The 24,021-nt window shown below is 41.2% G+C and carries 20 protein-coding genes; 4 read left to right on the forward strand and 16 right to left on the reverse strand.

The genetic code is table 11. The annotated features are described in order from the left end of the window. Positions 1-11: 11 nt before the first annotated feature. From WCW_RS05020 to WCW_RS10270, 6 genes are all read right to left on the reverse strand, one after another. Entirely contained in the window at positions 12-1,919 is a 1,908-nt protein-coding gene (locus WCW_RS05020; RefSeq protein WP_013182108.1) for a CehA/McbA family metallohydrolase domain-containing protein, read from the reverse strand. A gap of 73 nt (positions 1,920-1,992) precedes the next feature. Further along, complete coding sequence (rny, locus tag WCW_RS05025) at positions 1,993-3,522, reverse strand: ribonuclease Y (protein WP_013182109.1); 1,530 nt, start codon at positions 3,520-3,522, stop codon at positions 1,993-1,995. A 3-nt stretch (positions 3,523-3,525) separates the two neighbouring features. Next, positions 3,526-4,824, reverse strand: a complete 1,299-nt coding sequence (locus WCW_RS05030) for a hemolysin family protein (protein WP_013182110.1) — start codon at positions 4,822-4,824, stop codon at positions 3,526-3,528. Then, positions 4,812-5,273 (reverse strand): rRNA maturation RNase YbeY, encoded by a 462-nt coding sequence (ybeY, locus tag WCW_RS05035; RefSeq protein ID WP_013182111.1) that lies wholly within the window; start codon positions 5,271-5,273, stop codon positions 4,812-4,814. The genes WCW_RS05030 and ybeY overlap by 13 nt, the downstream gene beginning before the upstream one ends. 68 nt (positions 5,274-5,341) lie before the next feature. Continuing rightward, on the reverse strand, positions 5,342-5,500 hold the full coding sequence (locus tag WCW_RS09975; RefSeq protein ID WP_013182112.1) for a small basic protein: 159 nt from the start codon (positions 5,498-5,500) through the stop codon (positions 5,342-5,344). 19 nt (positions 5,501-5,519) lie between these two features. Next, on the reverse strand, positions 5,520-5,696 hold the full coding sequence (locus tag WCW_RS10270; RefSeq protein WP_013182113.1) for a hypothetical protein: 177 nt from the start codon (positions 5,694-5,696) through the stop codon (positions 5,520-5,522). A 196-nt stretch (positions 5,697-5,892) separates the two neighbouring features. Between WCW_RS10270 and WCW_RS05040 the strand changes: the two genes are divergently transcribed. After that, positions 5,893-7,362 carry a phage tail family protein gene (locus WCW_RS05040; RefSeq protein ID WP_041941535.1) on the forward strand — a complete coding sequence of 490 codons (1,470 nt, stop codon included), beginning with the start codon at positions 5,893-5,895 and terminating at the stop codon, positions 7,360-7,362. A 5-nt stretch (positions 7,363-7,367) separates the two neighbouring features. Here the strand turns inward: WCW_RS05040 and WCW_RS09720 are convergent, their stop codons facing one another. Genes WCW_RS09720 through WCW_RS05055 form a run of 3 tightly spaced genes read right to left on the reverse strand, consistent with a single transcriptional unit; the run spans position 7,368 to position 9,077 of the window. Continuing rightward, positions 7,368-7,781, reverse strand: coding sequence for a DNA polymerase III subunit chi (locus WCW_RS09720; protein ID WP_049767122.1), 414 nt, complete (start codon positions 7,779-7,781; stop codon positions 7,368-7,370). Continuing rightward, positions 7,750-8,430, reverse strand: a complete 681-nt coding sequence (locus WCW_RS05050; RefSeq protein WP_162268169.1) for a DUF502 domain-containing protein — start codon at positions 8,428-8,430, stop codon at positions 7,750-7,752. The genes WCW_RS09720 and WCW_RS05050 overlap by 32 nt, the downstream gene beginning before the upstream one ends. Continuing rightward, positions 8,427-9,077: a DUF502 domain-containing protein gene (locus WCW_RS05055; RefSeq protein WP_013182117.1), complete on the reverse strand. Its 651-nt coding sequence runs from the start codon at positions 9,075-9,077 to the stop codon at positions 8,427-8,429. Before WCW_RS05055 ends, WCW_RS05050 begins: the two co-directional genes overlap by 4 nt. 507 nt (positions 9,078-9,584) lie before the next feature. Between WCW_RS05055 and WCW_RS05060 the strand changes: the two genes are divergently transcribed. Then, on the forward strand, positions 9,585-9,980 hold the full coding sequence (locus tag WCW_RS05060; RefSeq protein WP_013182119.1) for a hypothetical protein: 396 nt from the start codon (positions 9,585-9,587) through the stop codon (positions 9,978-9,980). 21 nt (positions 9,981-10,001) lie between these two features. On the opposite strand, the gene WCW_RS05065 is transcribed toward WCW_RS05060, so the two are convergent. Further along, on the reverse strand, positions 10,002-12,131 hold the full coding sequence (locus WCW_RS05065) for a ribonuclease R family protein (RefSeq protein WP_013182120.1): 2,130 nt from the start codon (positions 12,129-12,131) through the stop codon (positions 10,002-10,004). A gap of 89 nt (positions 12,132-12,220) precedes the next feature. Between WCW_RS05065 and leuS the strand changes: the two genes are divergently transcribed. Next, complete coding sequence (leuS, locus tag WCW_RS05070) at positions 12,221-14,788, forward strand: leucine--tRNA ligase (protein ID WP_013182121.1); 2,568 nt, start codon at positions 12,221-12,223, stop codon at positions 14,786-14,788. On the opposite strand, the gene WCW_RS05075 is transcribed toward leuS, so the two are convergent. The 4 genes from WCW_RS05075 to WCW_RS05090 all read right to left on the reverse strand — a co-directional run bounded on the left by WCW_RS05075 (position 14,772) and on the right by WCW_RS05090 (position 19,816). Next, positions 14,772-15,656, reverse strand: a complete 885-nt coding sequence (locus WCW_RS05075) for an HvfC/BufC N-terminal domain-containing protein (protein WP_041941536.1) — start codon at positions 15,654-15,656, stop codon at positions 14,772-14,774. The genes leuS and WCW_RS05075 overlap by 17 nt on opposite strands. Beyond that, positions 15,653-16,492, reverse strand: a complete 840-nt coding sequence (gene bufB, locus WCW_RS05080) for an MNIO family bufferin maturase (protein WP_013182123.1) — start codon at positions 16,490-16,492, stop codon at positions 15,653-15,655. The genes WCW_RS05075 and bufB overlap by 4 nt, the downstream gene beginning before the upstream one ends. A gap of 104 nt (positions 16,493-16,596) precedes the next feature. Beyond that, positions 16,597-16,791: a hypothetical protein gene (locus tag WCW_RS05085; protein ID WP_041941537.1), complete on the reverse strand. Its 195-nt coding sequence runs from the start codon at positions 16,789-16,791 to the stop codon at positions 16,597-16,599. A 106-nt stretch (positions 16,792-16,897) separates the two neighbouring features. Beyond that, positions 16,898-19,816, reverse strand: coding sequence for a hypothetical protein (locus WCW_RS05090; protein ID WP_013182125.1), 2,919 nt, complete (start codon positions 19,814-19,816; stop codon positions 16,898-16,900). Positions 19,817-20,107: 291 nt separating this feature from the next. Here WCW_RS05090 and WCW_RS05095 point away from each other — a divergent pair, with 291 nt between their 5' ends. After that, on the forward strand, positions 20,108-20,410 hold the full coding sequence (locus WCW_RS05095; RefSeq protein ID WP_041941539.1) for a hypothetical protein: 303 nt from the start codon (positions 20,108-20,110) through the stop codon (positions 20,408-20,410). A 20-nt stretch (positions 20,411-20,430) separates the two neighbouring features. On the opposite strand, the gene aroC is transcribed toward WCW_RS05095, so the two are convergent. Both aroC and WCW_RS05105 read right to left on the reverse strand, forming a co-directional pair. After that, the gene (gene aroC / locus WCW_RS05100; protein WP_013182127.1) at positions 20,431-21,486 is read right to left on the reverse strand and encodes a chorismate synthase; all 1,056 of its coding nucleotides are present in this window, start codon (positions 21,484-21,486) and stop codon (positions 20,431-20,433) included. A gap of 9 nt (positions 21,487-21,495) precedes the next feature. After that, positions 21,496-24,021, reverse strand: a complete 2,526-nt coding sequence (locus tag WCW_RS05105) for a hypothetical protein (RefSeq protein WP_013182128.1) — start codon at positions 24,019-24,021, stop codon at positions 21,496-21,498.

The following is a 24,021-nucleotide window of genomic DNA, read 5'->3' on the forward strand; positions in this document are numbered from 1 at the left end:
TTTATAAAAGTCTATTTAGCCTTTTTTTTAGCTCCTATATCATCTGTAAAATCAACCCATATTGGAGAACTCCAGGCCATATGGCCATCTTCTTGCACAACTCTGAGATAATAGAAGACAAAAGGCGATTCTTTATCCTTGGAATCGATACACACCTCCTTCAGATTAGCCATATCGTCGTATTCAAACTCATAATGGTAATCGTCTGGATTAAACGTTTGAAGAACATCTCCATTGCGTATCACTTCGATGCTCTTGATTTTATCTGTACCGGCAACATATCCCGCTATGTGGCGATTTAAAACAAGTCCCGGCTTGTCAGATGTGTTGATTTCACTTCCCATCGGCAGTCCGGCGATATAGATTCCTAAAATGATCCTTTCACCAGTTGTTGCATAACAACTGCGATGGTACAAGCTTTCATAAAGGGAAGAACGGGAATGCTCTTTAGAAATAATTGCGGTCATTCCAGGAGAATATTGTTCCTGATCGCCGTCAAAAAAATCTGCATAGATTCCACGATCGTCTAAGCCGCCAGCAACAAAACCGAAACGCTTATTCGATTTTAACGCATCAACAATCGAGCCTTCAGCACTTTCCTGAACCCCTTTTTTGACCGGGCCTTTGATGGGTTTGAGATTGCCTTGCTTTTTTGTGCATTCAGAGCTGCCCCAAGAATTGTAAATCTCAACAACTCTTTCAAATTCAGGGTCGAAGTTTTTAAAATCGTATTCAAATCCTTTACCCATCGTAAATGTGGGGATCGAAATAAAATCTTTGGGAGTAAAAGATTTGTAAATTTTTTTAAGGGTGCTGTATTTGGCATCTTTTTTTCTAAGAACCGGCTTGTTGTCTTTTGACCAGATGAAATGCCTCACTCCTTCCGATTTTGCAGCGCCTTGCCACTGAAAGCCAAGAAATGTCGTAAAACGCTCCTGTTCGTCAAATTCCGTCACATTTTGACTGATCAGTTTCCAAGTCTCATTAGGGGTCTCTTCCACTTCTTCAAAAGGGGAAACGGAATAGAAATGCATCGATTTTTCATCTCTGAAATGTCTAAGGCAGCTATCAATATTTTCTGTAGAATCAACACGGATAGATTCTCCATGGAGAAGACCCCAATACAAAGATTTTCCGTTTTCAGAAAAACATTTAATCGGAGAGGATCGATAAACTTGTCCTGTATAGGAATTTTTAAGTTGGATTGTATAAATTCCCTCGTCATTAAAATAGAGATTGGGAATCGTGATAAACCCCGTTTCCGGAACAAACAGCTTCCAGTTTAAATTTTCCCTGAGATGCTCGTGAGTGAGTTCGATGAGGGTTTCTTCTGGAGCATTTGAAGTTAGATTGCCATAATCGTCTTCAAACCTAACGACAACATCAAACCGCTTGTTTCGTTGCACAAACGAAGGGGTCAACACCTTAATCTGAGTGAGAATGTTGCCTTTAATATCGATAGAAAAGACTTCAGGCTCTTCGAAATGCCTTTTCCCTGTGGTATCGATGTAAAGCAAAAATGGACGCCTTCGTTGCGAATAAGTCTGTGCCCGCGTTCCATTGTTAATGTTGAGCTTCTCGGAAATTTTCGATGAGCCAATGACAATTGTAAAAGATTCCCCGGAATTCACCTTAGCAGGAAGCTCAAATTCATAAAGCGGAGCCCAAGCATCCGGAACTTCCACTTCCTTTGCGTTAAGCGTTTTTCCATTTTCGAGCATGGCATAAATGACGTTTGCTCCATCTTTAATATTGACAGAGGGAAGTTCCCAGTCGATATCTCTGCCATCGCTCATTAGATCAAATCGAAGCAGTGTGCCCTTCGGAAGAGGGGAGGCTGTCGTGTAAATAAATTGCCATGTGTAAATTTCGCCCGCTAGAGCCTGATTAGGCTCGCAGTAACAGATCGATCGCCGCATGAAGTGTCTCCAGAATTAAAACCTAACGCGCAAGTTTATAAGATAAAAAGGAAAGCTTCAAGGAAAAACATCTCTAAAGTGCATAGTCGACAGCGCGCTTTTCTCTCAGAACAGTCACTTTGATTTTTCCCGGATACTCAAGCTCTTCTTTGATTGTTTTTGTGATATCTTTAGCGAGGTTTACAGTACCTGAATCATCGATCATCTCAGGCAAGACCGAAATCACCATTTCCCTGCCTGCTTGAAGTGCATAAGCTTTTTCAATTCCAGGAAATCTGTAAGCGATTTCCTCTAAATTTTTAAGCCTTTGAAGATATTGCTGCACAGCTTCAATCCTGGCTCCCGGCCTTGAAGCGGAGATCGCATCGGCAACACCGCAAAAACTCCCTTCAATCGTTATCGGTTCAATCTCTTTGTGATGGCATCCAATTCCATTTGCGACTTCAGCAGATTCTCCATATTTTAAAGCAAGGGTTTGACCGACAATTGCATGAGTTTCGGCATAGCAAGGGGGAGCAGCTTTTCCTATATCATGCAGCAATCCGATTCTTTTTGCCAATTTGATGTTCAGCTGCATTTCTGCAGCGATCAATCCCATGATATGACTGACTTCAATCGAATGTTTGAGGACATTTTGGCCATAACTGCGACGAAAGTGCAGCCCTCCCAAAAGCTTGATGATTTCAGGATGCAGGCTAGACTGGCCCGTTTCAAGCGCCGCTTCTTCTCCAGCTTTAACCATAAGGTCTTCAATGGAATTTTCGGCATCGGAAACACACTGCTCTATGCTTGTTTGGTGGATCCTGCCATCTTCTACAAGTTTGGAAAGGGCGGTTTTTGCAACGTGCAAGCGGACGGGGTCGAATCCGGAGACAACAACGGCGTTGGGTGTGTCATCAATCAGAAAATTGACTCCGGTCAACCGTTCCAGCAGACGGATATTGCGTCCTTCCCTACCAATGATCCGCCCTTTTAGCTCCCCGTTTGGAAGCGCAATCGTGTAAGTTGTGTTTTCCGAAGTACAACTGACAGCCATTCGGCTGATTGCTGTTGTCAAAATTTTTGCAGCGTCTTGTTTCGCATTTTCTTCTGTTTCAAGACGGATACGCTGCAATTCAATTGCAGCATCCTGCTTGGCATCATCGATCAATTGCTTGTAAAGCTGCTCTCTTGCTTCTTTTCGGTTAAGCCTTGAGATCATTTCAAGATCTGCCATTATTTTTTCGGAAAGGATTTCCAAACGAGACCTTTCCTGGTCATTTTGTATTTTCCTTTGAGCAATTGCTGCTTCTCTTTTTTCAACTTGAGACAGTTTCTGTTCAACTAAACTCATGCGGGCTTCAAGCTTGTCTTCCCTTTTAAGAAGACGCTCCTCGGCAGCGCGCATCTTTTCTTTTGCAGCTTCTTTTTCCCTTTCAATTTTTCGATGATGCTCAAGCTCTTTTTCTTTTAGCTGCATTTCGCAAGAATGGACAAGGCGTTCGGCATCCTGTTCAGCTTGCGAAACAATCTCTTTTCCAAGTTGAACAAATCCGCCCGTTTTGTACCGATGAAGAATCCAAAATAGCGAAAAACCGAGCAAAAGCCCCGTCAATGCCTCCATGACTTATTTCTCACTTTCTGTATTGCTGCGGATGCGCACCCGCTCAACCTTTCTCTCATCCGATCTGAGGATCTCCATTTCGAAATTCTCATGATGGATGAGAAATCCTTTTGAAGGAATCGAGCCTGCACAATGGAAAATGTATCCGCCAAGCGTGTCATACTCTCCATCTTGAGGAATTTCAATTCCCGACTCTTGTTTAAAATCGAGAATGCTCATTCTGGCATCAACGATCCAGGAACCGTCAGCTTGCGGGAAAATCATTTCCTCTTCCTCGTCGTACTCATCTTCAATTTCTCCGACAATTTCTTCCAGAATATCTTCAATCGTGACAATCCCTTCGGTTCCGCCATATTCATCAACGACAATCGCCAGATGCACCTGTTTTTTCTTAAATTCGTGAAGCAGGTGGGAAATTTTTTTCGTTTCAGGTGTGTAGAGCACATTTTTTTGGATAGATTCCACCGGCTGTTCGAGAATTGCTGCGGAATTCTCTTTGTCAGCATACTCCATAAATGTATGCAAAATATCTTTATACATTAATACGCCGACAATTTGATCGACATTATTTCGGTAGAGGGGAATTCTGCTATACCCTTCTTCTTTTGACAATCGAGCAGCTTCTCTAATGGTTGTATCTGCAGGAAGGCTGAAAACATCCACTCTGGGAACCATCACTTCGCGAGCAATTCGGTCTTTAAATTTCAACGTGGACTGAATCAACATTTTTTCTGAGGAGTCAAGATCGGAGCTCACGTGGGACTGCTGAATGATTTCAATCAACTCCCGTTTAGTCTTTGTGAGAGGCTCTTCAAAAGAAATTGACTGAAAGTGTTTGCGGGCAAGTTTCAATCCAAAATAGGTGATCGGAAAGGAAAGAGCCATAACAAAGGAAGAGAGGGGAGCGCAAAATCGGACGATTTTCTCGGGAAAAGCGGAGCCAAGCAAACGAGGTAAAAATTCACCTATGATAAAAAGGGCTGCGATGAAACCGATCAATAAGAGAATATTTCCCTTCGTAAAAAAATGATCGGCAGAAGCGTTCGAAAGAAAAAAAAGCGCCGAAGCTGTGTATAAAAAACGGGTTGTATTCTGCGCTGATAGCACCGCAGTTAACATCCCTTCAAATTCATGTTCGGGGAAAAAGTAGTGGTGAATAGGACGGTAAAAGAACCTTCGACTTGAGAGTTCATAATTTGGATCTTGCAGATGAAGCTTTCTCAGAGCTCCGCTTAACGCCGAAAGGATTGCCGTTGCTGCAAGAAAAATGACCGCTAAAAATAGAAAGGTTAAGAAGTGCAAGTTGTCTCCTTCAAAAGCAATCCGCTTGCAGACAGATGGGCCAAATGCCTCTTTTCCGCTTCTCTCATCCTCGGCTCATCTTCTCCTATATCATCATAGCCCATAAGATGAAGGAGTCCGTGGATAATATAAAGGGAAATTTCTTCATAAGGGTTTTTTAAATGCTCTTGAGCGTAGTCGATGCCGGTCTTTGGACAGACGAACACCTCTCCCAAAACGCGGTAACCGGTATCTCCATCCTGATCGATAGGAAAAGAAATACAATCCGTAACGGTCGGATCGTTGAAAAAACGATGATGCAAATCACAGATCATCTGTGTATCAACGAATTGAATAGAGACCTCGTCGCACTCGACTCCTTCAAGTTTTAGGCACTCGATAACAAGTTTCTCCACTTGAAGCACAGAGATCGAGAGGTCGTTCTGTTGATCGAATATATGAACGTCCACGTTATGATATTAATGGGTGCATGAACATATTGGACTGATAACAAATTCGCAATTTGTTGACAATTGCCCTACATTACAGGAGTTTTTGGAAGTCCGGTAATTTTTTTGTCCTTGTCTTTTTCCCAACGTCCCAACTTCTTTAGAACGTCCAATCTTTCGAATCTTTTAAGGACATTGCGTTTTTGGCCACCTTTATTACTTTTGCCAAAACTTGGGTGTCTAGACATGATAAGCCTTCTTTGTAAGTTATTTAATTTTAGGAATGTACAATTTGGCGCTTAGATCGCCTTCTACAGCGTTGGCTCTCTCTTTATAGCCCAGGGGCAACTCATCTTTTTTAGACCCTGTCTTCGCATCCAAATTGGGGTGTCTTTTACGAGGGCTGCGGTTGCGTCTCTCGTTTTGTTTGCTGATTCTAACCATTGGTACTTTCTCCTATGATTTATACCAAAATTCGGTATAAGTGCAGAATTATAGGTTCAATATCGATATAACGCAAGCTCAAATTCCCTACACGCACCTAAATAAAATATTTATTAACACGATATTTATCTTTTGTTTAACAACTTTTAAACCTTCTATGATATTCTTTAAGGAGAATATAGTTAATGTTAAACAGATGCCAAGTCCTGAAACTCTCCACAGTTCATTGAGAAAATGCGACCTGTACGATAACCCGTACAATACGCAAATGCAGGCCCATCCGGCAATTGTCAAGCAACGACAAGAGACATTTGCTGTGCAGGATTCAATCTCTTCATCGCAAAAAAAGCTGGAAAAGGAGCTGTTTGAATCATTTAAACAATTTAGCATGCAAATGTTCTCCGGCAAATTTTTTATCATCGGCCAGGCGGGAAAATATGCATTTCTGGCAATTATGCTGCCAACCTATTTATTTTTTTATGGAATCCCTAAATGGCTGTTAACCGAAGCGGCACCAGTAGTCTATGATTTTACCAAACGGATCGTGTCGCACGCAGGTTCAAAAATTGGCTCGGCAGTTTCCCATCTGGCAACAGCGGCCTTTGAAATCGTTCGCACAGTCACAGATCCGATTCTCAATTTTATTCAAACACGGATTGAAAAAAGCCGAGAATTTTACCATAACGTCAAACAACGGATCGAACAAATAGTAAAATCTTTTTCTAAAACACTCATTTCTCCATTTCAAAAAATCACTCAGCCAATCGTCGGATTTTATCGGAAATTGACAAAATCAGTGCAGTTAATTAGGGAAAAGATCTCCGATTTTGCGGTTTTGATCGAAAAAGTTTTTGAGAAAATCAAAAGGATTCCAGACAGAGTGGCAGAAGCTCTTAAAATTGTACAAGAGAAATTCAAAGAGCTAAAAGAAAAAATTTTGCAAACTTGTACACCCTTGTTAAATCTGTTTAAAAATCTGGATCATCAAGTCAGCAAATGGTTTAAAAAGGGTCTTGAATTTAAGGATCGGTGGATGAACACACTTGTTTATCAGCCCTTCAAGGCAGTAAATGAGACTTATCAGGCAATAAGGGATCGAACTGTTGCCTTAGTTCGCCGAGTATCGGATCCATTGATCAATTGGGTCAAACCTAAGTTTGAAAAAGCTGTCGAGGTCGTAGACAGTATTAAAGAGTCTGTTTCATCCACGATTCGCAACCTTTCTGAAAAGATCAGTGAAACGTTTAAGAAATACACTGAAGAGGTGATCAAACAGATTCTTCCTCAACCTGTCATTGCTTTTTTCCATTCTTTCGTCTCGACTGCCGGGCAAGTCATCAAAACTCCTTATCGATTGTTCCTCTACGGGAAATCTTCCAAGCGTAAAATCAAAAGATTAAAAGAGAAGCTTCGCATTAAGCTCGTCCACTTAAATCAGCAACTGCTATCCTTTTTGAAAAAAGGGTATCAAAAGGCAAAACCTCGATGCGCAGCTTTTACAAAAAAAGCAGCTAAAACCTTGATGGGATTTTTCCGATTAATCAAAGAAATGCTTAAAGGAGCGTTTTACATGATCCGGATGATTTTTGCCTGGCTAAAAATTTTGTTTAAGCAGGGCATGATTACTGTGAAAGAAACTTGCGCCGGACTGCTTCCCCGCCTATAACTGAGTCAACATCGAAATAATTCAACTTTCATCCCTGAAGCTTCGTAAGCTTTAAACTTTTTTTCAGACTGCTCTCGTCGCAATGCATTTGTTTCATCCCACAATTCGAACACAGTCTTAAACTGTCCGGCAATCGGCGAAAACTCAGAACAAAGATTAATGAGAATTTCAGCTTGATTAAGATTTTCCTGTTTCGTTGTAATCACAATCTCGTCTGAACAAGCTTGTGTCGAGACAGAATGCGGCAGGAAACCCTCTTTTGGCTGCTTCCATAAAAAATCATCTAGATAGGTTGCGGCAGTTTCTGAGGGGACAGTAATCAGTACGCGTTTTTTCTTAAGAAAATAGTGCTCTACTGAAGCGCTAATACGCCGCAATTTCGTAACATTATCTGTTGTCTTCAGAAATCGGATGTTCATCTTGAAGAATCTCATTGGGTTTGTTGAAGATCACTCCGCACGACATGACCGTACGCAAGGCATCTTCAACTTTCATATCGACAAAAACAAGCTGCTCCCTTTTGAAAAAGAGCATAAAACCCATAGTAGGATTGGGAGTTGCCGGAACAAATACAGAAATCAATCCCGCGTGCTCCTCATCTGAATCTTCATTTAGACACTCCCTGGTTACCATTCCGATACTGTAAGATCTAGCGCAAGGAAAAGGGACAAGCACCACTTGAGAAAAAGATTGCCTCTCTTTCTTTAGCAAGGTTTGAACGACATCTTGAGCTGCTTTGTAAATGCGGTTGACGATCGGAATCTTGTGGATGATTTTATCGCCCATTTTGATCAGAGTATTCATCACAAAGACTTTTGTGAGAAAACCAAGCAGCAAGGTCACTCCAATCAAAATTAAAATGATCAACACCTTGCTGACTAGATGTAAAAATTGATCGGCCGATAAAAATAAAAACGGCTGGTCGAGGAGGTTATAGTATCTCAAAATTTCTTTGACGATATTTAGAAAAGGGCGCGTCAGAAGATTGATAAAAAAGGAAACAATCCAAATGGTGAACACTACCGGCAATAAAAGCGCAAGGCCGGTAAAAAAATAGCGTTTAATCATTTTAATGGCGCCTTTTTGAACGGTGTCAAAATCACTCCGCATGAAATGATGTATTTAAAAGCCTCTTCAATTTTCATATCCAAAAAGACCACATCTTTTCGATCAAACAACATTAAAAATCCCGAGGTAGGATTTGGAGTAGTGGGCACAAACACGGCAATGTAATCGCCTTTTTTCTGGTTGGTCAAATCTTTGATGTCCTCTCTTGTCACAAGGCCTATGCTATAGGTGTCTGCGTTTGGAAAAGGGACTAAAACCACTTGCTTAAAAGATTTCGTTTGATCTGTGAAAATCGTGTTAATGACATCTTTTGACGTTTTGTAAATCGATCTGACAATCGGTATTCGATGAAAAATATATTCACCCAAGCGAATAAAAGAGTGGATAATAACCCAGCGCGTGAGTACGCCTAAAAGAACAGTAAAAAGAAATAAAAGAAGGAGAATGATCAAGCGGCTGAAGTAAAGTTGTACCTGCTCGGCGGAAAGAAATAAAATCCCTTGGTGAAAGAGGCCGATGTGTTGAAGCGTTTCCTTCACAGCACCCACAAACGGATTGGTAAAGAAATTAACGACAAAAACGACAATTGCAATCGTTAAGGCTAAGGGCAATAGCAGGATTAGTCCTGTGATAAAATAGCGGCGCATGGGATGAGATTTTCCTTATACATTTAGGCTCTGATATTAAGGCAATAAACAAGAGATTGCAAGAGAATCTAACGTTGTTCAATAAAACAGTGTTCAGAGTGTGTAGGCGATTTATACCAGTTTACTTCGTCTTCCAAGAACCTATCCGTATATTGCTATTTGTGCAGATTTTTTTTCTTTTTGAGAGATTTTTTCGATCGCTTTGTAAGAAGCGATCGGAAAACAGAGCCAAAAAGAAGGAAAAGATGTCAAATTTGAATATACGGATAGGTTCAAGCAATTCTCCTGGAAAAAAATCTAACGCAATCGCCTACACGCTCTCACAAAATAGAGCTTAAGCAGATTGAGGAGTTTACCTGTGGGCTAAAAAATTTTTAACTATCAAATATATTTAAAATAATTACATCTATAATTTCTTGATGATTTTATTTTTTTATTAAAAACCTTTCCTTTTTTTGAAAAAAATATTAAAATAATATTTGAGAAGAGAAAAAAAAGGAGATACCAATGTCTATGGGAATGAATCCATCATCTCTTTCATATTCTGACTACTTTAAAAGCGTTCAAGAGAATTTAAATATAGATGAAAATACAATAAAAAATGCATCTCCAAAGGCAAGAAGAGAATTTTTAAACGCTGCTAAAGTTTCTAGTTATGCACTACAAAAATTTAAAGAAACTTCGGATTTAAAAACAGAAAGTGAAGTTATAGTAGCAAACACTAAATTAAAAGCGGCATTCAATAAATTAAGCAATTCTCAAAAAAAGAGCGGCTTTTTTTCAAAAATTGGGAGGATATTTAGTTATATGATAGGAGTCGGTGCAAGCCAATCGGAAATGCAACAGGGATTAGACGCTCTAAAACATGTTTTAATTCGTGATCTTAGCCCAAAAGATGGATAAAACAGGGCATGCGGAAAGGATTTATTTTTTCCGCTTTTTTTTGAACTTCCACTTTGCCTCTAAAACAATCAAGTCGATCTCTTTAGAGATGACAGAAAAGCGATCTCCAGCAAAGAATGCAACGCCTGTATAAGATCCTTTGAGCCTCCCGCTTCTCTCATCATAGCGGTAATAGTCGTCATCCAATTCAGAGACATGTAAAAATCCTTCCAACATCAAATGATCGACTTCAAAATAGATCCCGAAACTGCGAATTTTAGTCACAACAACTTCAAATTCTTTCTTTGGTTCCTCATCTACCATCTGCTTCAATAATCGAAGCTTTTTAAGAAGAGTAACGTTTCTTTCTGCTTTTTCCGATATCCGCTCCTTTTCAGAGCACTCTTTAGCAACAGCTTCAATTTCTGAATAAGAGATCGGTTTTTCAAAAAGCAGACGGTGAATCACTAAATCAACGTACCTTCTAATCGGACTTGTGAAATGGCAGTAGTGCGTCAATGCAAGCCCATAGTGACCAATGTTAGCAGGGGAGTAGATTGCCAACTTCATCCGGCGGATATAACTAATTGCCAAATAGGTGCCATAAGGAGTTTGCAAAGCTTCGTCAAAAAACTTTTGCAAATCGCCTGGAGAAGGGGCTTCTTTTAAATGAAAACCAAATGCGTTCGCGAGTGAAACAAACTCATTCATCCTCTCTTCACTCGGCTCTTCATGCACCCTATAAGTGAGATCGAGTCCTTCCTTGCTTAAATGCGTTGCGACCACTTCATTGGCTTTCAACATAAATTCTTCGACCAGCTGGTGTGTGATATCGTAAGGGATGAACTCCGTGCCGGTGGGCGTGCCGTTTTCATCGACGATCACACGAAGCTCCGGAATGCTGAACTCCAAACTTCCCCGCTCATACCGCTTTTTTTTCAACAATAAACAAAGCTCTTCCATTAACTTAAGCGTTGGAGCGAAAGGACTTTTTTTTCTCCCATCCAAAACCTCTTTCGCTTCCCTGTAGGTAAACCGTTTTTTGCTCTTGATCACCCCTTTGACTATTCTGTAATTCAGTAAAGAACCGTTGGAATCAAACGTCATGAGAACCGATGCTGTTAAACGATTGACATTTGGTTTCAAGCTGCAGAGGTTTTCTGATAGGGAAGGAGGAAGCATAGGGATGCAAACTCCTGGAAAGTATGTGCTATTGCAACGCATTCTTGCTTGTTTTTCCAATGCGCTGTCAGACTTAACATAATGGGAAACATCGGCAATATGCACTCCCAGATGATAATTCCCTGTTTTATCTTTGGAAAGGGAAAGCGCATCATCAAAATCCTTTGCCGTTGTCGGATCAATGGTAAAAATTTCCCAAGACCGAAAATCTTGTCGATCCTTAAGCTCGCTTTGCTTAACAGATTTGCCAAACAAAGCGGCTTCTTTCTTTACCGGTTCGGGAAACTCTTTTTTTAAGCCATATTCTTTCACAGCAGCGATCACATCTTTGCTCGGATCGGAAATATGCCCGATTTTATGAGACAAACATGTTTTCGTTTCTTTTTTATCATCTCCCCATTGCAAGACCTCGAGAATCACCCGTTCGCCAACGTGTAGTTTTTCATCGGGACTTTTAATGGAAACTTGATGCTCAACTCCCAAAAGGGGAACATACGCAAGTGCTGTGCCGTCCCTGGAGAATTCATGGACGATCCCTGCCAAATGCGTGCGCCCCCTCTCCACGACTGTATGCACTTTTCCTTCAGGGCCTTTTTCGGAATGGGAAAAAGGATTGATTTCCACTTCGACACGATCGCCGTCTACAGCGTTTTCCGTTAAATGGCGAGGAATAAAGACATCTTTATCATACAAAGAAGGGTCGTCCAAAGAGACGAAACCAAAGCCTCTGGGATGGATGGAAATCGTACCTGTGACAACATCGACATTTCGTTTCTTTGGATGATAGCGGCCTCGGAAGAACTTGCAGGCGTTTGTCTGACAAAGCGACCTTAAGACCTCTTTGAAAACATGTTTATGCTCATCCGGCAAATGCAGCTTGCGCATGAGCTCCTTTCGAGTGGAAGGAACGAAATTTTTGCCGCTCATAAACTGTTCGGTGACTTGCAGAAGATTTTTATAGATACGTTCGTTCTTGGATCGTTTAGACATAAGATCCCTAGTATAACTGAAATCCCGACATCCTACTACAAAAATATTCAGAGTTTCTTCATACTACTGGTAAAAAAACAGGGTCAGAAATGAAATACAATCATCAAGCTGTCGAAAAGAAATGGCAGGAGCATTGGGAAAAAGAGAAAACATTCAAAGTTGACGTCGATCCGAACAAACCGAAATATTACGTCCTGGACATGTTTCCCTACATTTCCGGTGCAGGGCTGCATGTTGGCCATGTTTTGGGATATACCGCAACCGACATCTTGGCTCGTTATAAAAGGCAGCTGGGATTTAATGTCCTCCATCCGATGGGATGGGATAGTTTTGGCCTGCCGGCAGAGCAGCATGCAATCCGCACTGGCACCCACCCGGCGGAGACAACAGAAATAAATCTCGCCAACTTTCGAAAACAGCTGAAATCTTTGGGATTCAGCTACGACTGGGACAGGGAATTTGGCACACACGAACCGACATACTATAAGTGGACCCAGTGGATTTTCACGAAACTGTTTGAAAAAGGGCTGGCTTATGAAGCAGAGATGCCAGTAAACTGGTGTCCTGCTCTTGGAACTGTTCTTGCTAACGAAGAGGTTGAGGAAGGCAAGTCGAAAGAGGGCGGACATGAAGTGATCCGACGGCCTCTTAGGCAGTGGGTGCTGAAAATCACCGATTACGCAGACAGGCTGTTGAAAGATCTCGACCTTCTGGACTGGCCGGAAAGTCTGAAACGGCTGCAAAAAAATTGGATCGGCAGAAGCGAGGGTGCACAAGTAAAGTTTCCTGTGAATGGGACAAAACACCTCTTATCTGTTTTCACAACTCGTCCCGATACCTTATTTGGCGCAACCTATATGGTTTTAGCGCCTGAACATCCATTGGTTTCAGAAATCGCTGCCGACTCGTGCAAGGAGGCTGTGGAAACATATCAAAGACAAGCAGCGATGAAAAGCGACATGGATCGCACCGACTTCAGCCGTGAGAAAACGGGTGTGTTTACAGGAGCTTATGCCATCAATCCGGCAAACGGCCGTGAGATTCCAATTTGGATTTCCGACTACGTGCTCATCGGATACGGCACTGGCGCAATCATGGCAGTGCCTTCCCATGACCAGCGGGATTTCGATTTTGCACGTGCTCATCATCTCGAAGTGATTCCTGTTTTTGATCCCAATATCGAATCGCATCCCGAACTTGTGCCTGAAACGCTTTCACATGACGAACTAAGAGAGCTGGTGATTGCCGGCAAGCATTGCTGGGAGGGAGAGGGAGTTTGCATTAATAGTGCAAATGAAGAGGTTTCTCTCAACGGTCTTCGAGTCAAAGAAGCGGTTGAAAAAATGCTTGCTTGGCTGGAGAAAAAAGGGTATGGAAAAAAAACCGTCAGTTATAAGCTGCGCGACTGGCTTTTCTCAAGGCAGCGTTACTGGGGAGAGCCGTTTCCTATTCTTCATCTAGCTGACGGAACGAAACGGGTTTTGGAATTGGACGAACTTCCTTTGACTCCACCGAATCTTTCAGATTTTAAACCTGCAGGCGACGGCCAAAGTCCAATTGCCAAAGTGGATGATTGGGTAAATATCGCCGATCCGAAAAGCGGCCAGCAGGCAAAACGGGAAACAAACACCATGCCGCAATGGGCCGGTTCCTGCTGGTATTATCTTCGATTTTGCGATCCGCATAATCACGATGAAGCCTGGAGCCGCGAGGCGGAAAATTATTGGATGCCTGTCGATCTTTACGTCGGCGGAGTCGAGCACGCAGTTCTCCATCTATTGTACGCTCGATTTTGGCATAAAGTGCTTTATGATACCGGATATGTCAGCACGCCGGAACCTTTTCAATCTTTAAGAAACCAAGGATTAATCGTCTCCCGTTCATTTAAGGATAGCGGCAACAACTACGTGCCGACAGCTTTAGTAAAAGAAAAAGATGGCGCCTATTTCCATAAAGAAACAGGGGAGGAGTTAACCAGTCAGATTGAAAAGATGTCTAAATCCAAGCTCAACGGAGTGGTTCCGGATGAGATCATTGCTGAATATGGCGCCGATGCATTGAGACTCTACGAAATGTTTATGGGGCCCCTGGACAAGGAAAAGGTGTGGAACACAGATGCTGTCAATGGCTGTCGACGCTTCCTGCAAAGGTTTTACGATGCGTGCGCTTCGGATAAAGTCACCGATATTGACCATGAAGATGCGCTTAAACTCGGCCATCGGCTTGTTCATGATGTTTCCAAGGATATTGAACAAATGTCTTTTAATACCTCTGTTGCGCGTTTCATGGAATTTATGAACGATCTCTCAAAGCTGGAGGCTTACCCACGTTCTGTGATGAAAATGGCCATACAAACTTTGGCGCCTTTTGCTCCCCATTTAGCTGAAGAGACATGGGAGATGCTGGGATTTAAAGAAGAACTTTCCCGCTGTCTCTGGCCCGAAGTTGACCCCAAATACCTCAAAAACGATAGGGTAACCTATGTCGTGCAGGTCAATGGCAAAGTGCGCGGCAGGCTGGAGATGGATAAAGGGTTGAGCAAAGAAGATTTAATGGAGTATGCTGTCAGCGATCCTCACGTCGTTAAGTTTCTGGATGGAAAAGAGATCCGAAAAGTGATTTTCGTCCCCGATAAGCTGCTTAATTTGGTTGTCTAAGCCACTGCATAGCGATCCACTCCTGAATCCATTTCTGGAGATGTTGAGCCGCATCGGGCAGATATTCTCTGCCTTGCTCTGATAACCATTTGCATGCTTGCTCAATGCTGATCGGTTTTTTGAAAAGCGAAAGAAGGGCATACTCAACTTCGGAGATTTCTTTCCATTTGACATGGTTTAAAGGGCTGCGGTAAACAATAAAATAATAAATCCTCTCTTTAGCTAATCTCGGAAAATGGCCGTTTTCTTCCGATAATGCGTGTTTTAAACCGGGATAGTGATGGCTCGACCAGTAATCAGGATCTTTGCCCTGAATTTCTTTCCGAAAATTAAAAAGGTCATGATTTATTTTAAAAAGAACGACATAAGGCTGTAGCATTGCCAGTTTAAACAGCGCCTCTTCAGAGCTGCTTCCCTCTGTAATTGAGGGAAAAGAAGTTTCAAAAAAGGCCTTGTGCATCGCGTCGTCAATTGCAATCGAATCAATAAGAATCGGCTTATCATCTTCTTGATACCATGTCTCCATCCATTCTAAAAGGCGGTCACCGATATGAGAAACTGAGTAGTGTTCCGAGGGATAAGTTTTAAGGTAAGGGATTGCAATCAACTTGTTGAATTTTCTGTAGCCAAGCATTCGGGTGGCCATTGTGTAGGTTGACTGCATCGCACTAAGCAGCCGCCACCAATATTGCTGATGGTAAATCTCAATTCTTTTTTCAGGTTTTAAAGTTGGGCTAGGCTTAATATATTTCTCAATTGGCCGGTCATTAGAAGAAATGAATTTCTCATTGATCGGCCGAGTGATCACTTCTGCAAACCAGGTTTGCAACTCTTTTAACTTTTTAGGAACATTAGGATCGTAGCTCATGCGAATTCCATCTCTAGGTTCCTCTGGAACTGTTTGGCTTTTAACGCCTCTTCCCATGTTTTTTGAAAAGGAGGAATCTTATTGTCCCATTCTAATAGAGTGGATACCCCTCCTGTTTTGGGCCAAACATCCGCATAGATTTTCCAAACCTCATCTCTTACTGGATGGTCATGCGTGTCCAGTACATATTCCCCTTTGTCATTGTGGCCGGCGATATGGATCTGCAAAACGCGGTCTAAAGGAATATTATTGAAATATTCCCTTGGATCGAATCCATGATTGCGGCTAGATACGTAAATATTATTCACATCAAGCATGAAAAAGGTGTCTGATTTTTCTGCAATACGCGTGTAGAATTCCCACTCCGGCATTTCGTCAATCTGATAGGAGACATAAGAGGAAAGGTTTTCCAACGCAAAAGGAAGTTCGAGATAATCTTGTACAATGCGAGCCCTTTCAGCGACATAATCGGCAACCTCTTTAGTATAGGGGAGGGGAAGCAGGTCGTGATAATGCCCACCCGGTGTCTGTCCCCAGCAAAGGTGGTCGGAAACCCAGGGGGTTCGAGTCATTTTCGTAAGCGCCTTTAATTTTTTCAAATAATCAAAATCTAAAGGCGTCGGACTTCCGATGGCTAAAGAGACCCCATGCTGGACAATTGTGTAGGTTTCAAGAAATTTTTCCAGATTGACTAATGCTTTACCTCCTTCAACCATAAAGTTTTCACTGATGATCTCAAACCAATCAACAGGGGGGCGCTTTGTCAAAATATCTGTATAATGCGGGATGCGCAATCCCAAACCGATCCCTAATTTGGGAATATCTCGATTTCTCATGAATCTATCTCAACTTGCTCTGCGATATCAATCTTTTATATTTTTCGGATAAAAAAAAACAAGAAGCCAAATTTGGCTTCTTGTTAATAAAGACCGGTTAAAGGCTATTCACCATCATCTGGTGAATCGTCTTCTACACCTTCGCAACCATTGCCGCCACTGCAGCCATTGGCCTCTTTATCAATGCCTCCTGAACCTCCTTGACCGTCAGCAAATACAGGATGGTGACCGCTTGCCGCCATCAATACGCCTCCAGCAATTCCAAGCAAGGCTAATTTTTTTAAATCTAATAAATCCATTTCTCTCCTCCAATGCATTGTTAAGAAACAATAAAAAAGAAGCTATCCTAGGTTCTATTTGAATGAGCTTCCTCTTTTTTCATTATAAAAAAATATAATTATTTTTTCAAGAAAACACAAAAGAGGGGATCATTGAAGGGACATGGTCGACAGGAATTTCCTTAGGAATTGAATCTAAAGCTTCTCCACCTTTTTGCAGAGCTTTGGCAACACCTTCCTGAACTCTAACGATAAGATTTTGAGTATAAAGAGGATTGCTGAACATCTTCTGGTAGATACGGTTAACCACCTCTTCGAGATGATTAGGATTTGAACCGATCACCAATTGGATCGCCTTTCGCGAAATAAAAGATTGCTGCTTTGATAAATAGAAAAGAAAATCATGAGCAATTCCGGCTGTTTTTTTTATTTCTTCATCTAGCTTTTTCTTCGTATCCTCTGTTGGGATCACCTCAGCAGGTTTGTAGATCAAGTCTTTAACGGCATCTTTTGTTGGGTAGCTTGTATGAATTTTCTGAGTAGCGATTTTCAGGAGATATCTTGGAGAATCTTGCAGCTCATGCGTTGCAGAGGAAATTTCTCTTGATAAGATTCCTTTAAACCAATCTGCGAAATATTCGGCAATACTGCTCAATTTTCCTAGCTTAAACACCGTATTAATGACAAGATCTCCATAGCGGGCATTACCTCCGTGATACTCTTTCTTGAAGATGTCTTTTAATGCGGATCCAATGATAACTTCTCTGTCCTCCTCATCTGCAGCCTCTCTTTCCGATAGAAAATCCTCTAAAACCGCTTCCAGCTCCATCACCTGCTCTTCGATAAGTTTGTTTAATCTCTCATCTTCAAACTCAGAGCTGTTGAGATTTTCCTTTATCTTTAATAAAATTTCTTTAATTAAAGCGCTTCGTACCTCTTCTTTTTCATCTTCTGAATCGATCACTTTTGCGAACATTGGAGAATAGACGGCAATTTTATCGGAAATGAGGTTTTTTACAAGTGATTGAACCATCGCATCCTGTATTGAGGGCAGCAAATCAAAAGCCATCATTTCGTCAATTTGTGATGGGACAACAATTTTTTTAAATAAAGAAGCAATTGAGTCGGAAATCGTCGATTTGATCTCGTTTCTAGTCCAGCGCAGCACGTATTGCTCGATTCTTGATTGACTAGACTCAATCACTTTAACGATCCTCTTTTGCTCGTCTGTTGCTCCAATTTCGCGGCAAATAAAGGCCGCTTCTTTATAGATTTCCTTGAACTCTGATCCCCATTCTATTTGATTAAACAGATAAAGCAATCCGTCGACTTGATGGGATTCTCCCCCTGAATCGACTACTGTTACTGGTGGAAAGAGGAGCTGCATCAAACGATTGGCTGAAGCGTCGAACAGATGTTTTTCTCCAACATCTTCCGGTTTGAATGCTAATTCTAAAACATTGAGTATTATCGAAACGATATCTGAGGATTTTTTCTCTTTTTCATCTCTGACTAGCTCAAGATCCTCTATACAAGGATGGCAAAATGGTTTCCCTTGAACTAAGAATTTTTTGTATTCTTCTTTTGCTGCTTTCTCTCCAACTTTTTGAAGCCACAAATCGCGCATTTTCATTTCAAGAGTTGCAATTTTCTGGTTATCGTCTGAATGATAGATCTCTTCAATTTCTTTTCTAGCTTCAGATTCTGCCTTTTCGCGAGCACTTGCAGCTACGCGAGCACTCCATTTTTCCAATCCCATTTTTAACACAGACGATTCTGGTTTTTCTTTTTGTAGTTGCTGAAACTCCAGTCTAACTTCTTCGTTAGCTCGTTTCTCTGCTTGTATTCCGGCTTCTTCTATCCATAACTCTTTTGTTTCTTCTAGATTGTCTGTGCGGAGGAGAATGAAACTCTGCCTAACTTCCTCTTCCTCCTTTGCATCTCTCCGAGCGTTGTCTTTAACAGCTCTATCATATCTTTCTAATCGGGATTTTTCCTCTTCGATCGCCTTTTCACGAGCATTTTCTGCACTAACCACAGCAGCAGACTGATCAGCAAACAATGCGATTATCTCATTAAACGTTTCAGTAAAAGGCGTTTTATCAATGACTTCAATCAATCGATTGAGAACAATTTCTCCTAATTTGCTCCCATTGCGCACCACCATCCGTTTAATGATTTCAGAGAGATCTTCTTTCAGATGATCATGAACTTTCTCATTAAATTCTGAAATCCGTTTTTCAACGAGAAGAAGGATGGCTTCTCTTAGAACTTTTTCAAAAATATTTTTTCTATTAAAGTCTCCTCCTTTAAAAAGGGGATCCGCCTGATCTGTATTAAATAGCCATGTTATGCATTTTTCAATTGCGTCATTTTTGTTATCATCCGTAATATCAGTTAATTTCTGTTCTAAATGTACACGAAAATCTTCCTGATTGATTTTATCTTTATCTTTCAAAAGCCCATGAATAAATTGTTGCAAACTTGGAGCCAGCTTTTCAGCGATGCTCAACTGATCTAGTTTTTCAACCAGTGGGCGATAGACGCCGCTAGTAATTGAAATCGCAACATCGGCACCAAATTTCAGGATAGAGTCCAACCCATCGATTTTTTCTTTCATCCCAGGAATCAAGGGTTCAATTTTCTCTTCATATGTCGTTTCCAAAGCAAGATTGATAAAGTTCATTGACTCCTTGACAAATTCTTGATAGACCGGATCATCAATGACTCTGGATTCTTCTCCATGTGTTGATTCAGCTTCCTCTGCTGTTTTAACTTCAACATTGCGTTCGCTAAGATTTGTTTCTGATAAAGATGATGGCCTTGAGGCCGAACGCCTATGCTGTTTAGCAGCCTGCAGATGTTCTAAATCTTTTTTAGAAAGATTGTAAGGGGAGGGAGAGAATTTATTTTTGATCGCTTTGAATATTTTTTTAATCGCATTCCAAATTTTTGAGATCAGTTTCAAAAAAGGGCAGCTATTCTTTATAGAACTAGGTTCGTTTACTCGACTTATGTCGACTGGATCTGTAGCTGATGGAATCATAAAATAATTTCTTTTTGACTAGTTTTAAAAAAGTTATAATATTCTCTAAAAGTAAAGATTGTTTAAAGATTTAAATAGTAGTTAATTATTTTAAAAAAATTATAATAATTTTATAACGATTGGAATTAGGAGAATCATTTATCGGCCGATCTAAAAAACAACAAAATTTTTGAGAAATTAGCCTCTCAATATGCCGACTCGTTGATGAACACTGAATAGCAAAACACAGGGCTGGTTTCTCCCGAACAGCAAAAAGAAAAATATCGAATTGAATTCTTAGAAGAAATGCAGATGAATGAACTCAATGATGTTTTGATACGGGCTCTTGAAGCGATCATTCAGGAGGGTAGATCGATTCTTGACCCAACAGCCTACGCCGATCTGATGGTACAGATAAACAATGCTGCCGATTCTTTGGAAGAGTTCAATTCAACAGCCCTTGCCAGTATGGAAACGATCGCAATCAATTGTTTTCATAAAGAAGGAAGTTTTGAAGAGTGCACGCACATTTACTCTTTTTTAACTATTCGCCCAAGACGAGGCTCAACAACTAAAAAATCCAATGTTCGCAATTTTGCAATCGCCGGTTTTTAACTCGTATTTTAGAGAAAAGCTTAATTTTTATCAAAACGCTTGACCCAACGATCAGCAAGCACAATGAGCATCATTGCACGGACAACAGGAACGGCACGGATAGCAACGCAAGGGTCGTGGCGCGAACCTTGCGGCAATTCATATATTGCCGGCTCACCATCGATAGTCACTGTTTTTTGCGCTTTTCCAATGCTCGAAGCGGGTTTAAAAGCAACTCTGCAGATAACAGGCATCCCAGTTGAAATTCCTCCCAGTGTTCCTCCTGCATGATTTGTTTCTGTCTTGCGTAAGCTCGTATACAAGTCGTTATGCTCAGATCCTTTCATTCTAGCTGCTTGAAAGCCGCTGCCGATCTCAAATCCTTTGCTTGCAGGAATAGACAGCATCGCATGAGCTAAATTTGCCTCTAACTTTTGATAGACAGGGTCTCCAAGCCCCGCCGGCAAATTTCTCGCTATTACCTCTACAACTCCTCCAACTGAATCTTTTTCTTCTAAAGTGCGTTCAATCATAGAGATCATCGATGCTTCTGTGTATGGATCGGGGCAAAAAATGGGGCTGTTTGCTAAGTGGCTCTCATCCACATTGCCGATTGTTACCGATCCTGCTTCTTTGAGATACGCCACAACCTCCACGCCTTCAAGAACCTGCTCGGCAACAGCGCCAGCAGCTACACGGCAGGCAGTCTCCCTTGCAGAAGCTCTGCCTCCTCCACGATAGTCGTAAATGCCGTACTTCTCAAGATAAGCAGCATTAGCATGTCCGGGACGCAGAATCTTCTCCATTCCCTGATAAGCACTTGATCTGACATCCAAATTTGGAATGCGGATGGCGATCGGATGTCCTGTCGTTTTTCCTTCAAATATTCCGGAAAGGATTTCTGCGCGATCGGATTCTTTTCTTGGAGAGGTCCATGGAGTTCGACCCGGAGCACGTTTTTTTAATGCGTCGTTGATCTGCTCTTCGCAAATTTTAATATTTGGAGGGCATCCGTCAATCACAAGGCCAACTTCTTTTCCATGCGATTCACCCCATGTCGTTACCTGAAAATATTGTCCGAATTGATTGGATCCCATGAATGACTATTATTCTATCCTTTGAACTGAGGATTGAAAAGATTTTCCAATGATTTCAACAGAAGAGAGAAATAGGCTCTCGTTAAGTTTTTCGTCCCCAAAAATGCGAGTAAACACATTTTGAATAATCGTTTCAATGTTCTCTGTCTTTGGTGTGGAGTACTTAATAAAAGGGATAGACCTTGCTTCAAGCGAACGATAGATCGTATCATGCGCTAAAGCGGAAATGCGGCGTATCTGTTTTGGCAGATCGCGTTCCACTTTCTCTTTCTGCCTTCTCTTTTCTTCGACTGAAAGCTCTTCTGAAAATAAATACTCCTTGACAAATTCAACAGACAGAAAATTTTGACTTGCAGTCTCGACGATGGAATCAACAAGAAGCTTGTAATGATTACTAATCGGATGCATCGTTTGACTGGTTGTCTCGCTAAGGGTTCCTTGAAACCAGCCGATCAATTTTTCAGAAAACCATCCCCCAAAAGACCCTATCTTGAAAAGCGCGTGCATGATTAACTTCCCATAATCGTGATTCACCGGTACAGTTTCCCATTTTAAATACTCATTCAAATCATTTTTTACCTGATTAAGGGACAACATCTCATCGCCCGACTCCCTTCTTTTGTTTTCAATAAAATCATGGATTTCTAAGAGAATCGGTTTGACAATACTTTCAAATTCAGAGAAACCGATTTCGGCTTCATCCATATTAAAATCGATAAGGTTTTTACACACTGATTGATAAAGGCTTTCCAACAGTAGATCGATCTTTTGATCTTGATTAAACATTTCATAAAAAGCTATTGCGATTTCGTTAGATTTGCGTTCAATATGGGCCCTGACAAACCCCTCCAAAGTTTTTCTGATTAACGAAGGGAAAATATATTCGACCGCAAGGTAATCCAAATACTCTTTTGTAGAAAGCCTGGTCATCAACTTTTGCAGTTCACTTGCCAATACACTTTTAGTTTTCGTTTGCACATATTGAACGGCAATCATATGAATCAACGAGTAGAAATAAACGCGAAAATTCTCCGGATCTTTGACCTCGCTTGCCGTCAAAATCTCCTCAAACACACGCATCGCCTCGTTTTTGAGCATTTCAATTTTTTCGGGAAAAATCAATCGACCAAGAACACTGGAGATCCCATTAACTTTCGTTTCCAAACCATGAGGAAGCGCCTGTTTCTCATCCGGAAGGAAAATTGGAAAAAGTAATTCCACCATATTTTCGTAGGCTTTTTTCTTAATTTTCTCCGCTTCTTCAGGAGAGTCAGAGTCGATAATTTTTTTTATCTCATCATGGCATGCCTCATGCTGACTAAATTTGTGCAAGAATTCCTTATGCAAATAATTGTCTCTTCCTCCATCTTCCCGAACAAAATCCAGAAATTCTTGAGCTGTGCGTTGCCTGTCTATTTCGCTAACGCTAGTTGCATGTGCATTGTTTGCTTTGATCGCATCATCGACTAATCTTTCCTGCTCTTTCTTCATCTCATTGGCAGAGATCCAACCCTCCATGTGCTCAACAATTTTTCTCAAAATATCCGCGTAAGTTTCTGAGTAGGGAAGATGCTCAATGAGATCGGCTAATCTATTGGAAAATAGCCGGGCAATAAGGCTTGTATTATGCTCAAATGCTTGTTTGAGTGAATTTTCAAAATCGTTTTCAATAAACGAGATCATATTTTTAAAAAAAACGTTAAGATCTCCATTTCGAATTTTCGCTGACAACGTATCTAAAAATCTGAAACTGTCCGAAATGAAATTGTGAAGATTCACCGGCTGAGCAGATTGAACCACCCAGTTGTTAGGGTGATAAAGCCACGATAAAACAGGATCTAAGTAGGCAACAGTTCTTTCAAATTCTATCTCATCAATGTTGCCAGCCAATTTTTGGTTTTCTAAATTTTCCAATAGCTCTGTTTTTACCGTTTTCTTATCCAGCTGGATATAATGCTTCAACAACTGCTGAATAATTAAAGTAATCGCTGGATCGTCCGCTTTCTTCACACCATTCATTAAGGGAGTCAGAGACTCTTTCAGCTTAATTAACGTTTCGTTCCAATCAGGAATTTCTTTAACCAGCGTAGTCAGCGCTTCTTTCCACTCTGGAAAGCGGGGAGAAATCGTCTCCTGATAAGCACAGTCATTGACGGCGATCCCAGAAAATTTTTGTAAAAATTCTTTCAACTTTTCAAGGGTAGGATCGTGTTCTGCAATCCTTGTCTCAGCAATCTCTTCGATAGGTCCCGCAACATTCCTAGGGACGACAGCTCTGCTTGCAAGCGGAGAAGAACCGACTCTGACTTCCCGCGCTTTCCGGATCAATCCTATTTGCCTTTTGGAGAGATCAAAAGGCATAGCCTCTCTGCTTAGGGAAAAATATCTCAAAAAATTTCGAAGAATCTTAAGAAACGCTTTCCACACTCTTTCAAGAAGATTAACTTTGACTTGATAGTCAAGGGGACAAAGATCCTTTCTTGAGACAGTCATCAAATAATCGTGTGAAGAAGCGATTAGAGGTACTTGCAGCAT

The sequence above is a fragment of the Waddlia chondrophila WSU 86-1044 genome (assembly GCF_000092785.1).
Classification (GTDB): Bacteria; Chlamydiota; Chlamydiia; order Chlamydiales; family Waddliaceae; genus Waddlia; species Waddlia chondrophila.

Bases quoted from the DNA above. Each gene is read 5' to 3' on its own strand.
- WCW_RS05020 (WP_013182108.1), bottom strand. From the start codon at position 1,919: ATGCGGCGATCGATCTGTTACTGCGAGCCTAATCAGGCTCTAGCGGGC.
- rny (WP_013182109.1), bottom strand. From the start codon at position 3,522: ATGGAGGCATTGACGGGGCTTTTGCTCGGTTTTTCGCTATTTTGGATT.
- WCW_RS09975 (WP_013182112.1), bottom strand. From the start codon at position 5,500: ATGTCTAGACACCCAAGTTTTGGCAAAAGTAATAAAGGTGGCCAAAAA.
- WCW_RS10270 (WP_013182113.1), bottom strand. From the start codon at position 5,696: ATGGTTAGAATCAGCAAACAAAACGAGAGACGCAACCGCAGCCCTCGT.
- WCW_RS05040 (WP_041941535.1), top strand. From the start codon at position 5,893: ATGCCAAGTCCTGAAACTCTCCACAGTTCATTGAGAAAATGCGACCTG.
- WCW_RS09720 (WP_049767122.1), bottom strand. From the start codon at position 7,781: ATGAACATCCGATTTCTGAAGACAACAGATAATGTTACGAAATTGCGG.
- WCW_RS05050 (WP_162268169.1), bottom strand. From the start codon at position 8,430: ATGATTAAACGCTATTTTTTTACCGGCCTTGCGCTTTTATTGCCGGTA.
- WCW_RS05055 (WP_013182117.1), bottom strand. From the start codon at position 9,077: ATGCGCCGCTATTTTATCACAGGACTAATCCTGCTATTGCCCTTAGCC.
- WCW_RS05060 (WP_013182119.1), top strand. From the start codon at position 9,585: ATGTCTATGGGAATGAATCCATCATCTCTTTCATATTCTGACTACTTT.
- WCW_RS05065 (WP_013182120.1), bottom strand. From the start codon at position 12,131: ATGTCTAAACGATCCAAGAACGAACGTATCTATAAAAATCTTCTGCAA.
- leuS (WP_013182121.1), top strand. From the start codon at position 12,221: ATGAAATACAATCATCAAGCTGTCGAAAAGAAATGGCAGGAGCATTGG.
- WCW_RS05075 (WP_041941536.1), bottom strand. From the start codon at position 15,656: ATGAGCTACGATCCTAATGTTCCTAAAAAGTTAAAAGAGTTGCAAACC.
- bufB (WP_013182123.1), bottom strand. From the start codon at position 16,492: ATGAGAAATCGAGATATTCCCAAATTAGGGATCGGTTTGGGATTGCGC.
- WCW_RS05085 (WP_041941537.1), bottom strand. From the start codon at position 16,791: ATGGATTTATTAGATTTAAAAAAATTAGCCTTGCTTGGAATTGCTGGA.
- WCW_RS05090 (WP_013182125.1), bottom strand. From the start codon at position 19,816: ATGATTCCATCAGCTACAGATCCAGTCGACATAAGTCGAGTAAACGAA.
- WCW_RS05095 (WP_041941539.1), top strand. From the start codon at position 20,108: ATGAATGAACTCAATGATGTTTTGATACGGGCTCTTGAAGCGATCATT.
- aroC (WP_013182127.1), bottom strand. From the start codon at position 21,486: ATGGGATCCAATCAATTCGGACAATATTTTCAGGTAACGACATGGGGT.
- WCW_RS05105 (WP_013182128.1), bottom strand. From the start codon at position 24,021: ATGCTGCAAGTACCTCTAATCGCTTCTTCACACGATTATTTGATGACT.